Raw genomic sequence first — 14,000 nt, forward strand, 5'->3', positions numbered from 1 at the left:
TCTCATGTCTTTTTAATTCTTACAGATTATGAATCAATCCATACCCGAAGATTTAGTCCGATATGTGGAAGAACACATCCTGCCGCAGTATCACGGCTTTGACAAGGCCCACCGGCTGGACCATGCGGCAAGGGTCATCGAGGAGAGCCTGCAACTGGCGGCACTGTACAAGGCCGACCTGTCCATGGCCTATGTCATTGCGGCCTATCACGATACGGGACTGTGCGAAGGAAGGGAACTGCACCACCTGGTTTCCGGAAAAATACTGGCGGAAGACGCCTGCCTGCGCCAATGGTTCACCCCCGAGCAGCTGCAGGTAATGAAAGAGGCCGTAGAAGACCACCGGGCTTCCTGCGACCACGAGCCCAGGAGCCTGTACGGCAAAATTGTGGCGGAGGCCGACCGCATCATCGATCCGGAAATCACACTGCGTCGGACCGTACAATACGGATTGTCGCATTATCCGGAAATGACGGCCGAAGAGCAGTACGCCCGGTTCAAGGAGCACCTGACCGTCAAATACGGTCCCAACGGATACTTGCAGCTGTGGATACCGGAGTCCAGCAATGCCGCACGCCTGGCCGAATTCCGCAAGATCCTGGCAGATGAGGAGCAGTTGCGCAGCACGTTCCGCCGGCTTTACGAAGCAGAACAGCAAGCGGCATCCGCAAACGCCCGCTGACAAAAAGACAAAAGTAACAAATTGACAAAGAAGAGCCTTGAGAATCCGTTCTTTCAACGCCGTAATGGAGCCGACTGGAAATTCGGGATTCTCAGCGCTCCTCTCTGAGCATATTCCATTACCAGCCAGCGCATTACCCTCCCAAATTCATCGCTACCCTTATTCCTTTTCCGCAGAAAAGCAGAGAAAGACCGGCCCGCATCAGCGTATTTTCCCTCACACATCAGCAAAGGAGACGAAAAAGGCCGCCATCTTTTTCAAAAACCTCGCGAGGTTTTCGGCACACTTTCCTTATCCGCAACGCCACACACCATTGTGCGATTCCATTTTCTTCACCGCCCTGCTCCGTATCAACGTCTTTTCTTCCCTTCTCCACCCCTTTCAGGACACTTCCCGGCCTCCTGTACTCCCATTCCGGGGAAAAGTCCCTGTCAGCCAAAACCGCGTTTCACCGACAAAAAGAAAGCCATCCGGCAGAAACAAAAAAATCCCCTCATCCAAAAGGATGAAGGGACCTTTATATAGCATCATTAAAATCCGCTAATTATTTTTTGAAAAAGTCCTGAACTTTTTCGTTAGGAACCATCTGTTCATCAAAGATGTAAGCACCAGTTTTCGGAGACTTCACCATTTTGATAACCTTAGTATAAGAACGTCCTTCTTTACCTGTCTGAAGGGTTGCGACTGTTTTCTTTGCCATGGTCTACTTATTATTTAATTTCTTTATGAACTGTTACTCTTTTCAAAATAGGATTGTACTTCTTCAATTCCAATCTTTCAGTGGTATTCTTTCTATTCTTAGTTGTAATATAACGAGAAGTTCCCGGCATACCACTGTCCTTCATCTCTGTGCATTCAAGGATTACCTGTACTCTGTTACCTTTAGCTTTCTTAGCCATAGTCTTTTTCTCCTTTTAATTAACCAATAATTTTGATAGTTTTCCAATCACAGTAACCTTTGGCAACAGCTTCATTCAGCGCAGCGTCCAGGCCTTTCTTATTAATAACTCGCAAGCCGTTAGCACAAATATTCAGGCTAATCCAGCAATCCTGTTCTACATAGTAGAATTTCTTAGTAAACAAGTTCACATCGAAAGTTCTTTTAGTTCTTCTCTTTGAGTGTGAAACATTGTTGCCAATCATGGCTTTCTTTCCGGTAATTTGACAAATTTTCGACATTTCTATCTAGTTTTTATAGTTCTATTTCCTTCGTTCTCTCAAACGGAGTGCAAAATAAGTGATTTTATTTTATATATACAAGTCTTTCTCTAACTAATTGCATTTTTATTGCTCATTTTCTTTATTTTGACACAATTCCAGCAATAATTGGAGGGCTTTTTTGGTCGCAGCCTGTATATTTTTCTCTCTTCCGTTGTCTTCGCTCAGCTTAGCCGTAATCACAGTCTCACGATTGCATGCAGCGATCCATATCGTGCCCACCGGCTTGTCGGGTGTTCCTCCCGCCGGTCCGGCGATACCGGAAGTAGCGATTGCATGATCTACATTCAATGTCTCCATTACCCCTTTGGCCATTTCTACGACAACCTCTTCACTTACCGCCCCATGCTGTTCCAGCGATGCTGCCGCTACGTGCAGCAGGTCCTGCTTCACCTCATTGGCATAAGCGATGATTCCGCCTTTATAGAAACGAGAACTACCAGGGATAGCAGTTATGATAGCTGCCACATTGCCTGCGGTGCAGCTTTCGGCTGTAGCCAATGTAAAGCCTTCTCTCCAGAAGATCTCACTTATCTCCTTACTGAGTGTTTTTGTTTCTACTGACATAATTACAATTCGAATGTTTTATTTAATGTTCTTACTTGATTATCACCCTTGAGTAAGCGGGTTGATCTATTGTGCAAAAATCCTTGTCCAAAAACTTATAATAGCCGGTGATGGCGATCATGGCTGCATTGTCGGTGGTATATCCGAATTTCGGAATATAGATTTTCCAGCCATATTTTTCGGCATGTTCACGGTAGGCGTTACGCAGTCCGTTGTTGGCAGATACCCCTCCGGCCACGGCCACTTCGTTGATTCCGGTATCCTTCACCACCTTGCGCAACTTGTCCATCAGGATATCCACGATGGTCTTTTCCAGTGAGGCTGCCAGATCCACCTTGTGATGCTCCACAAAGTCCGGATCTTCCTTCAGCCAGTCGCGCAGCGAATAAAGGAACGAGGTCTTCAGTCCGCTGAAGCTGTAGTCATACCCCGGAATGTGAGGCTTGCTGAAGGTAAAGGCCTTCGGATTTCCCTGACGCGCCAGCTTGTCGATAATCGGTCCGCCCGGATAACCCAGCCCCATTACCTTGGAACACTTGTCGATGGCCTCTCCTGCCGCATCGTCGATGGTCTGTCCCAGTACCTCCATGTCGTTGTAGGCATTTACCCGGATAATCTGGGAATTACCGCCCGAAACCAGCAGGCAGATAAAAGGATAGTGAGGCTTGTCATTGTCGTCTTCCGACTCCTTGATGAAGTGCGCCAGCACATGTCCCTGCAGGTGGTTGACATCAATCATCGGAATACCCAGCGCACGCGCCATACCCTTGGCAAACGATACTCCCACCAACAGCGACCCCATCAGTCCCGGTCCGCGGGTAAAGGCAATGGCACTCAACTGCTCCTTGGTCACTCCGGCTCTTTTCAGTGCCTCGTGCACCACCGGAACGATATTCTGCTGATGGGCACGCGAAGCCAGTTCGGGCACCACCCCTCCGTACGATTCGTGTACGGCCTGACTTGCAATCACACTCGAAAGCAGTACTCCGTTCTTGATCACCGCTGCCGAAGTATCATCACAAGACGATTCTATACCTAATATAATAGTATCCATATATCGTTCTATTTCTAATCGTTAAGTTGAATTGTTAAATCAATAAGTTAAGATTTCCAGCCCGTTTTCCGTCATCAGGAACGTATGCTCCCACTGGGCAGAAGGCAGTTCGTCTTCCGTAACCACGGTCCATCCGTCTTCTTCGTCGACAAACACTTCATAAGTACCCATGTTGATCATCGGCTCGATGGTAAAGACCATTCCCGGCACCAGCAGCATTCCGGTTCCCTTTCTTCCGAAATGCTCCACATCAGGTTCCTCGTGGAATTCCAGTCCCACACCGTGGCCGCAGAGATTCCGCACGACAGAGAAACCGTTTTTCTTGGCATGTTTCTCGATGGCATGACCGATATCGCCTACAAAGCCGAAAGGACGGGCTGCCTGCATACCGATTTCAAGACATTCCTTGGCCACATCGACCAGCTTCTTCTTTTCCGGAGTAGTTTCTCCGATGATGAACATACGCGAAGCATCCGAATAATATCCGTCGAGGATGGTAGATACATCGACATTGATGATGTCTCCCTCTTCCAGAATCTCTTCTTCCGAAGGAATACCGTGACATACGACCTCATTGATGGAGGTACATACGCTCTTCGGGAACCCTTCATAATTCAGAGGAGCCGGTATGGCACCGTGTGAAACCGTATAGTCGTATACCAGTTTGTCGATTTCCGCCGTACTCATTCCCGCATGAATCTCACGCGCAACCAAGTCCAGCACTCCGGTATTGATGATACCGCTTTTCCGGATTCCCTCAATCTGTTCGGGAGTTTTGATGAGCTTCCGCGAGGGAACCAGATGACCTTTTTCCTGGAAATAAAGGACCTTTTTATCTAGTTCTGTCAGTTCCGCACCTTTAGGAACCTTCCAGTTTATTTTGTTCCTTCTCATAAGTTGTATATTAAGTAATGTTGCAAAGGTAACAGAAAAAAATGACAGGAAAAACAGCTCCTGCAGAAAAATTATCATCTTTTAGGGTCATTTTTCCCGCAGAAGGCTGGCCCGGGCAGGCATAAAAGAAGGTTTCTGTTTACGTCAGTTTGGTGACCGTCACCCCCGGAAATTCATTCAGAAACATCAGCAGCAGGGCTTCCTCGTTCATGTGCTTGGCCTTCACCGTCATGCTTACCTGATAGATTTCTCCGTTCACAGAAGCACTTTCGGTCATTTCATAAGAGACCACGATAAACCCTTTTTCGTGAAAACGCGACGTCACCCGCTTCAAATCGTCCTTATCGGTCAGCGTAAACTCAATGATCATGTTCCTCAGCCCCATACTCTTGAAGAAGAAGCTCAAGGCCTCCAGTCCCAGCAGCACCAGTACCGTTGCGGCAATCCCCACCCCGTACATACCGGCACCGATTGCCAGTCCGATGCCCGAAGTGGCCCAGACACCGGCAGCCGTGGTCAGTCCCCGCACAATCTGTTTCTGCAGGATGATGGTACCGGCACCGATAAAACCGATTCCGCTCACTACCTGTGCGGCGATACGGCTCGGGTCAAGGCGAACCAGGTCGGCCGCCAGCACGTCACTGAATCCGTATTGCGAGACAATCATCAGCAGGGCGCTTCCCAAAGCCACCAGGAAATGCGTCCGGTAGCCGGCTTCCTTCGCCCGGTATTCACGCTCCACTCCGATACAGACTCCCATTGCCCCGGCAATCAGCAGCCGCAGCATAAAATCGTAATGCAATTCCATAACATCCTCTCCTTTTTAATAAACGATTCATACAAGTCCGCTTTCCGCAAGCCACGGAATCCATCCGTTGCACAAAATCACCCCCGTTTTTCCGGAACTTGCGGAAAAATTCATCCGACTCTTATGCGAAATAAAGAAAAAACTTCGAATATTCTATTATCTTTGCGAAGAAATAACAAGCTATACAAATCTATGGATTATAAACTTTTAGTACTTGATCTGGACGGAACGCTGACCAATCCGAAAAAAGAAATTACCGAACATACGAAAAACACATTGATAAAGGCTCAGCAGCAGGGCGTGAAAATCGTGCTTGCGTCCGGACGTCCGACTTACGGAATCGCTCCTTTGGCCAACCAACTCCAGCTGGATGAATACGAAGGATACATTCTTTCTTACAACGGGGGAGAAATCATTGACTGGAAAACCGGTGAAATCATGTACAAGAATCTGCTCGACCCGGAAGTCCTTCCTTATTTATATGAGTGCGCCACCAAGAACCAGTTTGCAATCGTGACTTACGACGGGGAATATGTGCTCACAGAATATCCGGAAGACGAATATGTACTGAAGGAGGCCTTGCTGAACGTGATGAAGATTAAAAAGGTGGACAATTTCCTGGATGCCGTGAAGCATCCCATCGCGAAATGCCTGATTGTGGGAGAACCTACCCGCCTGGCCGAGCTGGAAAAGGAGATGTACGAGCACCTGAAAGACCGTATGGGGGTATTCCGTTCCGAACCTTATTTCCTGGAACTTGTTCCCAAGGGTATCGACAAGGCACAGTCGCTGTCGGTATTGCTGAAGGAAATCGGACTGACCAAAGACGAGATGATTGCCATCGGCGACGGTTTCAATGACCTTTCCATGATTCAGTATGCGGGCCTTGGAATTGCCATGGAGAATGCACAGCCGGTAGTGAAGGAGAATGCGGATTTCATTACCCGTTCGAACAGTGAAGACGGTGTGGCTTATGCGGTAGAACGCTTTATCTTCAAGCAGGAATAAGACACCGTGACATTTCTTCTGCAATCGCTGCATGATTACAGAAAAGATGATTCAGAAATGATTGCGGGCACATTGCCCTGATTACTGATAAGTTACAGAAGCATTTTTCATCTGTTGACAGAATGGAAAATGCTTCTGCCTGTTTGGCACCCGGCTTTCCAGGATGGCTACATCGGTTTCCGGTCGAAGAACGGATTCTTGGAAGAGGCACTTACCGGGATGGCAAAGACACGGGTACAGCCGTCCAGCCAGTCCAGTTGCTGTGCAGCCTGTCCGGCAGAAAACATGACACGCGTATCTACGCGATGATCGGCAGCCACTCCACAGGCAGAACCGATGGCAATACCCACATCAATGGTATTCAGGGCACAGGGAACGCCCTCTTCCCTTTCCACACAGGCAGGAAAGCCGCAATATCCGCAGTTCAGCCCCTGGCATTGTTCCCGGGTACCGATCAGGACCACACAGGCTGCCTCGAGGATGTTCTCGGCATCGCGAAGGAAAAACTTGAACCCGTTCTCTTCATACATCTGTTTCATGGTATCCGACAGGATACGGATGTTGCTCTCTGTAACCAAAGCCACTTCTATCACGTCGACTCCCTTTGCCTTCGGGGCGGTACGGGCGGCAATCATCATCTGACGTGCCACATCCAATACCAGTTCGTGATTGCATTCTCTTTCATTCAAAATCATAATGCCCGTTATTTATTAACATATATACAGTTGTCTCGTTTCTCTGTTACGACAAATTTATCGAATTATTTCTTTTTTTCCACTCTTTCGCATCAGTCTTTTTCAAAGGATTGGTTATATTTGTAACATTCAGGTTATGAACATAATCCCTGTAATACGTTTATCCTTTACAAACAACGACTATGAACATCAAGCATTCTGTAAAAATCAAATTGCTCATTGTATTACTTGGCCTAGGAACAGGCACCACCCTTTGGGCTTCTCCTCCACACACCGTACCACAATCTACCTTATATCGAGAAATCCGCTACAAGCCACAGTTTCACCTCTATATAGGCGGGGGTATGAACACCAACCTGGCCCGTTTTTCAAGCAATCAACCTGCTGCCGCACTTTTCGCTCAACGCACGGCTATAGCCCCTTATTACGATTGTCGACTGACCCACTTGTTCTCCCCACGATTTGGATGGTATGCCGATATCCGTCTGAAGTTTTTTGATATGCAAAGTTCTAATCCGCTAATAGATGCCCTGCTGGATCTACTCATACCAGGAATCACCAAAATACATCCTGCCTGCAGCGCCGGACTGGTGTACCGCTTTGAAGGAGAGAGATGGCAATGTTATCCTCGTATCGGCATCGGCAAAAGCTATTACGGAGGCGACTACGAAAAACAAAGCACCTGGGATAAAAGAACTCATGAGGAATGGTGCCGAAGTTCCTCTCTCTGCATGAACCTCGGTGTTTCCACCCAATATCGTCTGACTCCCAAGATTGCACTGATGATGGATATTTTCTTTCAAGAGCCCCTCACCCGGGCAAAGAGTTACCTGGTAGACAAGAACGACGGAATCACCTTGCAGGAGTACGCTTACAGCAACCGAAGTATCGGAAGAGAATTGAATGCCAGCCTAGGAATTGGCCTCTGGTTCGGGAAGGCACTGAAAAAGAAATGAAAGTATTAGTCCTTGCGAATTCAAACAGGACAGCAAAAAAACAAGAGTTGCACAACCGGTTGTCCGGTCCTGCAACTCTTGTGCCGTATTCAGATATATAAAATACCGAAATATCGTTTACAGAAGTTCCAGCTGCTTGAAGCACTTGGTCAACTTCTCGATGGCAAAGTCCACCTGTTCCTTGGTGTGAGTAGCCATCAGCGCGAAGCGTACCAGTGTATCCTGCGGATGACATGCCGGCGGAATAACCGGATTGATGAACACACCTTCATCGAAAGCCATCTTAGTCACTTCGAAAGTCTTGTCTGTATCGCGTACGTAAAGCGGGATAATCGGGCTTTCAGTGTCACCGATTTCGAAACCGCGTTCACGGAAGCTGTTCAATGCATAGTTAGTGATTTCCCACAGTTTTTCCTGACGTTCCGGTTCAGTCTTCAGGATGTTCAGTGCCTCCATGGCAGCTGCAGTAGCCGCCGGAGTGTTGCTGGCCTGGAATATATAAGAACGGGCATTGTGACGCAACCAGTTGATTACATCCTTGTCGCCGGCTACGAAACCACCGATAGAAGCCAATGACTTACTGAATGTACCCATGATCAGGTCTACCTCGTCTGTCAGTCCGAAGTGGTCGCAGACACCGCGTCCGTTTTTACCGAACACACCCAGTCCGTGCGCTTCGTCTACATATACAGTCGCATTGTATTTCTTCTTCAGGCGGATAATTTCCGGCAGATTAGCCAAGTCACCTTCCATTGAGAATACACCGTCCACCACAATCAGCTTGATGGCATCCGGCTCGCACTTCTGAAGTTCTCTTTCGAGCGCCTCCATGTCATTGTGCTTGTATTTGATCTGGTTGGCAAAAGTCAGACGACGTCCGTCCACAATCGAAGCATGGTCACGATCGTCACAGATGATATAATCACCGCGTCCTACCAACTGCGGTATCACTCCTTCATTTACCGTAAAACCGGTAGAGAAACACAGGGCTTCATCCTTACCTACAAATTCAGCCAATTCTTTTTCAAGCTGAACGTGAATGTCCAGAGTTCCGTTCAACAGGCGGGAACCGGCACATCCGGTACCGTACTTACGGGTTGCAGCAATTGCAGCCTCAATAATGCGTGAATCGTGCGTCAGCCCCAGGTAAGAGTTTGAACCGAACATCAACACCTTTTTTCCATCCATCAATACTTCAGTATCCTGCGCACTGTCTATTTCACGAAAATAAGGATAAACGCCTCTTTCCATGTACATCTGAGGCAATCTGAATTTACTTAGCTTTTCTTGTAATAATCCCATATTTTATAATATTCGTAAGTAGTTACACTTAACCTTTATATTTGTCTTATTCCTTTTATATTTGGCAATCCATATTTCAGCGCACGGCCATCCGGTTCAGTCAGAGTTCCTTGACATCCGCCCGAACGCTCTTTTCATTACAAACGATGCCCATAAATACATTCAAGCCAAACTCATTTCAAAAACATCGCGCAAAGATAATAATTAAAATCATTTCAGCGGATTAAATGGACAAAAAAAACATCTATTCAGATTTCTATTGCAAATTTCGTGCATTATAATTAAAATAATCGTATTTTTGTCGACACAAGACGAGAAACCCTTAACTAAAATGAGTTCCAAAAAACAAATTATATTCATCGTTAATCCTATATCCGGCACACACGGTAAGGAAAATATCCTGCGTCTGATAGAAGAACGTCTGGACCGCTCGGTCTATGACTATGTGATTAAGAAGACCGAATATGCCGGACACGCTTCGGAGCTGGCCCTGGAAGCAGCCCGGAACCAGGCTGATATCGTAGTTGCCATCGGAGGAGACGGCACGGTCAACGAAATCGGACGCTCCCTCGTGCATACCCAGACTGCCATGGGAATCATCCCCTGCGGCTCGGGCAACGGCCTGGCGAGACACCTGCACATTCCGCTGGAACCCAAAGGGGCCATACAGGTGCTCAATGAAGGAATATGCACTCAGATGGATTACGGAAAAATCAACGACCGGCTGTTTTTCTGCACCTGCGGTGTGGGGTTTGACGCCTTCGTAAGCCTCAAGTTCGCCAACTCGGGGAAAAGAGGCTTGCTGACTTACCTGGAAAATACACTGCACGAGAGCCTGACCTACCGGCCGGAAACCTACGAAATAGAAAACGAATCGGGAAGCGTAAAATACAAGGCTTTTCTGATTGCCTGCGCCAACGCGTCGCAGTATGGCAACAATGCCTACATTGCCCCGCAGGCCTCTCTGACCGACGGACAGATGGACATCACCATCCTGGAGCCGTTCAATGTGCTTGACGTACCGGCACTTTCCTTCCAGCTGTTCAACAAGACCCTGGACCAGAACAGCCGGATCAAGACACTGAGAGAAAAGAAAATCATCATCCACCGTGCCAAGGAAGGAGTATTCCATTTTGACGGAGACCCGGCAATGGGCGGCAAGGATATTGAAGTGGAAATCATCCCTGCCGGCCTGAAGGTGATGATTCCCAAAGAGCAGGAAAAGCCTTACGCCTATCCTCTTAACGTATTCCAGTACTTTACGGAGTTTGTAGGAAAGAAACCGATTACCTCGGAGATCGCCAAGAAGCACAAGGAGCTGCTGCAGCTCAACCAGAACCTGTTGCGCCGCCTGTCAAAAAAATGACAGGCTTACATGGCCAGGTAAAAATCCCGGGTCAGACGGATGTACTCCGGACTGTAGACGTGACGCTCCAGCTCGACCACCAGACTGTCTTCCCTGCAAGGCAAGATGCAACGGCTGAATCCCAACAGCGAGCGTTTTGACGGCACATCGGGCTTGGTATGTACCCGGGTATGGCGGCACGGATAAAGGTGCCTTTCGGCAGCAAGGCCGACGAAACGGTCGACTGCCCCTGCCGGCAATACAACATAAAAAACTCCCTCCGCCGTCAGTAGTCGCGAAACCGCCTCCAGCAGTTCCTCGAACGACAGTCCGTCCGTATGACGGGCCCCGTTGCGCTGCGAATCCGGACAGAATGTCTGTTCCTGGAAATAAGGAGGATTCGATACAATCACATCAAACCCCGCCTCATCGGCATATGCCTGCACCGGCTTGCAGATAATACGGATACGGTCCTTCCAGGGAGAGGCGTCCGCATTCTCGCATGCCTGTCCGGCAGCCTCTTCATCAACTTCTACCCCACATACTTCCGCCTGGCTGCGCTGCGCAGCCATCAAGGCAATCATCCCCGTTCCGGTGCCGATATCCAGTACCCTCCGGGCCTGCTCCACATCGGCCCAGGCCCCCAGCAGCACCCCGTCGGTACCGACCTTCATGGCACACCGGTCCTGAAACACTGTAAACTGTTTAAACTTGAAAAAATGATTTGGCATAATGTCCGCAACTTGATTTTGTGCCAAAAATAGATAAAACTCCTCATTTTATACTAATAAACCTTTTTTTATTTCATCTTACAGAGCTATTTGCACCTGTTCCATTTCCATATTAAGTACATATTGATTAAATTTGTACCCGTTTTGGGGTAAAAAATCCCCGACTTATTTTAAGAGAGAAGTTTATAATAGAACTCAAATTTAAACGATGGACAAAAAAAGAAATATAAAAGTCGAATTTTCCGAATCAACACATAATGACATGTCAATGATAGCAGAAATAAGTACAAGCCCATCTGATTTGCAAGTAGATGACTTTGATCAGGAATTCGCGATCATGACCCTGCGGAACATGGTGGTGTTTCCCTCATCAATATTGCCGGTATCCATCGGACGTAAAAGTACGCTGAAACTGGCCAAGAATGCTGCCAAGAACGAGGAGCACATCATTATTGCCACGCAGAAGATTGCTGAGGTGGAGGAACCGGGCTTCAACGACCTGCATCCGACAGCCGTAATGGGACGGGTGCTTCGCGTGCTCGATCTTCCGGGAGGTGAGATCAGCGCCATCATACAGACCAGCAATGTCAAGGTCAAGATAGAAGAAGTCACCGCCGTACGCCCTTACCTGAAAGGACACGTGTCGGTAGTAGAGAAACAGGAAGACCCTGAGGAATCAAAAGAAATCAAAGTATTACTGGATACCTGTCGGGAAACGGCACAGAAATTCATTGAGAGTTCTGACCGCATGAATCCTGACTTTGCGTTCGCACTGAAAAACTTCAAGCAGCCTACCCTGCTTGTCAACTTCATCTGTACGAACTTCCCGCTTCCGCTGGAAGACAAATTCAAGCTGCTCGACCAGCTGTCGTTCAAGGACTGCATCTACAACCTGATACAGGTGCTCGACCGGGAAACCCAGCTGGCTGCGCTGAAGCAGAGCATCCAGATGAAGACCCGCGAAGACCTGGACCGCCAGCAGCGGGAATACTTCCTGCACCAGCAGATCAAAAACATACAGGACGAGCTGGGCACCGGCGAAAACGATGAGATCGAAGAGCTGAGAGAGAAAGGCAAGCAGAAGAAATGGAGCAAGGAAACGGCAGCCACTTTCGAGCGTGAGGTAGCCAAACTGGAACGGATCAATCCGCAGTCGCCCGACTACAACGTGCAGCTTTCTTACCTGCAGACATTGTTGTCGCTTCCGTGGGGAGTCTACTCGGCCGACTCGCTGAACATTCCGAATGCTGAAAAAATCCTGAACAAGGACCATTACGGACTGGAGAAGGTGAAGGAGCGTATTCTGGAGCACCTGGCAGTACTGAAACTGAGAGGCAGCCTGAAATCGCCGATTATCTGTCTGTACGGCCCTCCGGGGGTAGGTAAAACCTCTCTGGGACGTTCCATTGCTTCGGCACTCAAGCGGAAATACGTACGTATGTCACTGGGGGGTGTCAGAGACGAGGCTGAAATCCGCGGACACCGCAAGACCTACATCGGTGCCATGCCGGGACGTATCATCAAGAGCCTCATCAAGGCAGAGACCTCCAATCCGGTCATCATTCTCGATGAGATAGACAAACTGGGCAGCGACCACCGTGGAGACCCGAGTTCGGCGATGCTGGAAGTGCTGGATCCGGAACAGAACAATACGTTCCACGACAACTACATCGACATGGACTACGACCTGTCGAATGTGATGTTCATTGCTACGGCAAACAACCTGGGAACCATCCCGCAGCCGTTGCTGGACCGTATGGAACTGATTGAGGTGAGCGGATACATCACCGAGGAAAAAGTGGAAATCGCCAAGCGCCACCTGATTCCGAAAGAGATGGAGGCATCGGGACTGAAAAAGGAACACCTGAAATTCTCCAAAGCGGCCATTGAATACATCATTGAAAACTATACCCGTGAAAGCGGTGTCAGACAGCTGGAAAAGACCTTGAGCAAGATCATGCGTAAGGTTGCCCTGGAAATTGCCTGCGACAAATTTGACGGTACGGTGGAACTGAAGCCGGCAGATGTGTCCAAATACCTGGGTGTGCCCCTGTATTCACGCGACAAGTACCAGGGAAATGAATATGCAGGTGTGGTAACCGGACTGGCCTGGACGGCGGTAGGCGGAGAAATCCTCTTCGTGGAAACCAGCCTGAGCAAGGGCAAGGGAGGACGGCTGACTCTGACTGGAAACCTGGGAGACGTGATGAAGGAATCGGCCATGCTGGCTTTGGAATACCTGAAGGCACACTCGCACTTGCTGGAGCTGCCGGATGGCATTTTCGACAACTGGAACATCCACATTCACGTGCCCGAAGGAGCCATTCCAAAAGACGGTCCGTCGGCAGGTATCACCATGGTCACCTCACTGGCTTCTGCCCTGATCCAGAGAAAGGTACGGGCCAACCTGGCAATGACCGGAGAGATTACCCTGCGCGGAAAAGTGCTTCCGGTAGGAGGTATCCGGGAAAAGATTCTTGCTGCCAAGCGTGCCGGAATCACCGACATCATCCTGTGTGAGGAAAACCGCAAGGATATCGAGGAAATCCAGCCGATTTACGTAAAAGGACTGAACTTCCATTACGTAAACGACATCAAGGAAGTCCTGGCACTGGCATTGACCGATGAGAAGGTGAAGGATGCGATAGACTTTACCGTTACTGATAAAACAGAAGAACCGTCTCCGGAGAAATAAACCGGAGGCAGGTTCCCTGCAAAAGATAATTTATTGACCACCCAA

At 48.6% G+C, this 14,000-nt stretch carries 15 protein-coding genes; 5 read left to right on the forward strand and 10 right to left on the reverse strand.

Features of this window, described 5'->3' with window-relative positions; translation table 11 throughout:
- Nucleotides 1-28: 28 nt before the first annotated feature.
- Nucleotides 29-682: an HD domain-containing protein gene (locus H3001_RS01330; RefSeq protein ID WP_181213872.1), complete on the forward strand. Its 654-nt coding sequence runs from the start codon at nucleotides 29-31 to the stop codon at nucleotides 680-682.
- A gap of 544 nt (nucleotides 683-1,226) precedes the next feature.
- Here the strand turns inward: H3001_RS01330 and H3001_RS01335 are convergent.
- From H3001_RS01335 to H3001_RS01365, 7 genes are all read right to left on the reverse strand, one after another.
- The gene (locus tag H3001_RS01335) at nucleotides 1,227-1,382 is read right to left on the reverse strand and encodes a DUF4295 domain-containing protein (RefSeq protein WP_005841293.1); all 156 of its coding nucleotides are present in this window, start codon (nucleotides 1,380-1,382) and stop codon (nucleotides 1,227-1,229) included.
- A 10-nt stretch (nucleotides 1,383-1,392) separates the two neighbouring features.
- Entirely contained in the window at nucleotides 1,393-1,581 is a 189-nt protein-coding gene (rpmG, locus tag H3001_RS01340) for a 50S ribosomal protein L33 (RefSeq protein WP_005841291.1), read from the reverse strand.
- Nucleotides 1,582-1,600: 19 nt separating this feature from the next.
- Nucleotides 1,601-1,861 (reverse strand): 50S ribosomal protein L28, encoded by a 261-nt coding sequence (rpmB, locus tag H3001_RS01345; RefSeq protein WP_007569552.1) that lies wholly within the window; start codon nucleotides 1,859-1,861, stop codon nucleotides 1,601-1,603.
- Nucleotides 1,862-1,966: 105 nt separating this feature from the next.
- Nucleotides 1,967-2,467, reverse strand: a complete 501-nt coding sequence (locus H3001_RS01350) for a CinA family protein (RefSeq protein WP_181213873.1) — start codon at nucleotides 2,465-2,467, stop codon at nucleotides 1,967-1,969.
- 31 nt (nucleotides 2,468-2,498) lie between these two features.
- Nucleotides 2,499-3,521 (reverse strand): tRNA (adenosine(37)-N6)-threonylcarbamoyltransferase complex transferase subunit TsaD, encoded by a 1,023-nt coding sequence (gene tsaD, locus H3001_RS01355; RefSeq protein WP_181213874.1) that lies wholly within the window; start codon nucleotides 3,519-3,521, stop codon nucleotides 2,499-2,501.
- Nucleotides 3,522-3,560: 39 nt separating this feature from the next.
- Nucleotides 3,561-4,415 (reverse strand): type I methionyl aminopeptidase, encoded by an 855-nt coding sequence (map, locus tag H3001_RS01360; protein WP_181213875.1) that lies wholly within the window; start codon nucleotides 4,413-4,415, stop codon nucleotides 3,561-3,563.
- Between the two features lie 139 nt (nucleotides 4,416-4,554).
- Nucleotides 4,555-5,223, reverse strand: coding sequence for an MgtC/SapB family protein (locus H3001_RS01365; protein ID WP_181213876.1), 669 nt, complete (start codon nucleotides 5,221-5,223; stop codon nucleotides 4,555-4,557).
- Between the two features lie 192 nt (nucleotides 5,224-5,415).
- On the opposite strand from H3001_RS01365, the gene H3001_RS01370 reads away from it, so the two are divergent.
- On the forward strand, nucleotides 5,416-6,231 hold the full coding sequence (locus tag H3001_RS01370) for a Cof-type HAD-IIB family hydrolase (RefSeq protein WP_181213877.1): 816 nt from the start codon (nucleotides 5,416-5,418) through the stop codon (nucleotides 6,229-6,231).
- Nucleotides 6,232-6,398: 167 nt separating this feature from the next.
- Here the strand turns inward: H3001_RS01370 and H3001_RS01375 are convergent, their stop codons facing one another.
- Nucleotides 6,399-6,926, reverse strand: coding sequence for a ferredoxin domain-containing protein (locus tag H3001_RS01375; RefSeq protein WP_181213878.1), 528 nt, complete (start codon nucleotides 6,924-6,926; stop codon nucleotides 6,399-6,401).
- A 182-nt stretch (nucleotides 6,927-7,108) separates the two neighbouring features.
- Between H3001_RS01375 and H3001_RS01380 the strand changes: the two genes are divergently transcribed.
- On the forward strand, nucleotides 7,109-7,882 hold the full coding sequence (locus H3001_RS01380; RefSeq protein WP_181213879.1) for a hypothetical protein: 774 nt from the start codon (nucleotides 7,109-7,111) through the stop codon (nucleotides 7,880-7,882).
- 117 nt (nucleotides 7,883-7,999) lie between these two features.
- Here the strand turns inward: H3001_RS01380 and spt are convergent, their stop codons facing one another.
- Nucleotides 8,000-9,184 (reverse strand): serine palmitoyltransferase, encoded by a 1,185-nt coding sequence (gene spt / locus H3001_RS01385; RefSeq protein WP_181213880.1) that lies wholly within the window; start codon nucleotides 9,182-9,184, stop codon nucleotides 8,000-8,002.
- Nucleotides 9,185-9,515: 331 nt separating this feature from the next.
- Between spt and H3001_RS01390 the strand changes: the two genes are divergently transcribed.
- A complete protein-coding gene (locus H3001_RS01390; RefSeq protein WP_181213881.1) occupies nucleotides 9,516-10,550 on the forward strand; it encodes a diacylglycerol/lipid kinase family protein in 1,035 nt (344 codons plus the stop codon).
- Between the two features lie 5 nt (nucleotides 10,551-10,555).
- Here H3001_RS01390 and H3001_RS01395 read toward each other — a convergent pair whose 3' ends face one another.
- Entirely contained in the window at nucleotides 10,556-11,260 is a 705-nt protein-coding gene (locus H3001_RS01395) for a tRNA1(Val) (adenine(37)-N6)-methyltransferase (RefSeq protein ID WP_181213882.1), read from the reverse strand.
- A 208-nt stretch (nucleotides 11,261-11,468) separates the two neighbouring features.
- Here H3001_RS01395 and lon point away from each other — a divergent pair, with 208 nt between their 5' ends.
- Nucleotides 11,469-13,955 (forward strand): endopeptidase La, encoded by a 2,487-nt coding sequence (lon, locus tag H3001_RS01400; RefSeq protein WP_181213883.1) that lies wholly within the window; start codon nucleotides 11,469-11,471, stop codon nucleotides 13,953-13,955.
- Nucleotides 13,956-14,000: the final 45 nt, after the last annotated feature.

The organism is Phocaeicola faecicola (genome assembly GCF_013618865.1).
Classification (GTDB): domain Bacteria; phylum Bacteroidota; class Bacteroidia; order Bacteroidales; family Bacteroidaceae; genus Phocaeicola; species Phocaeicola faecicola.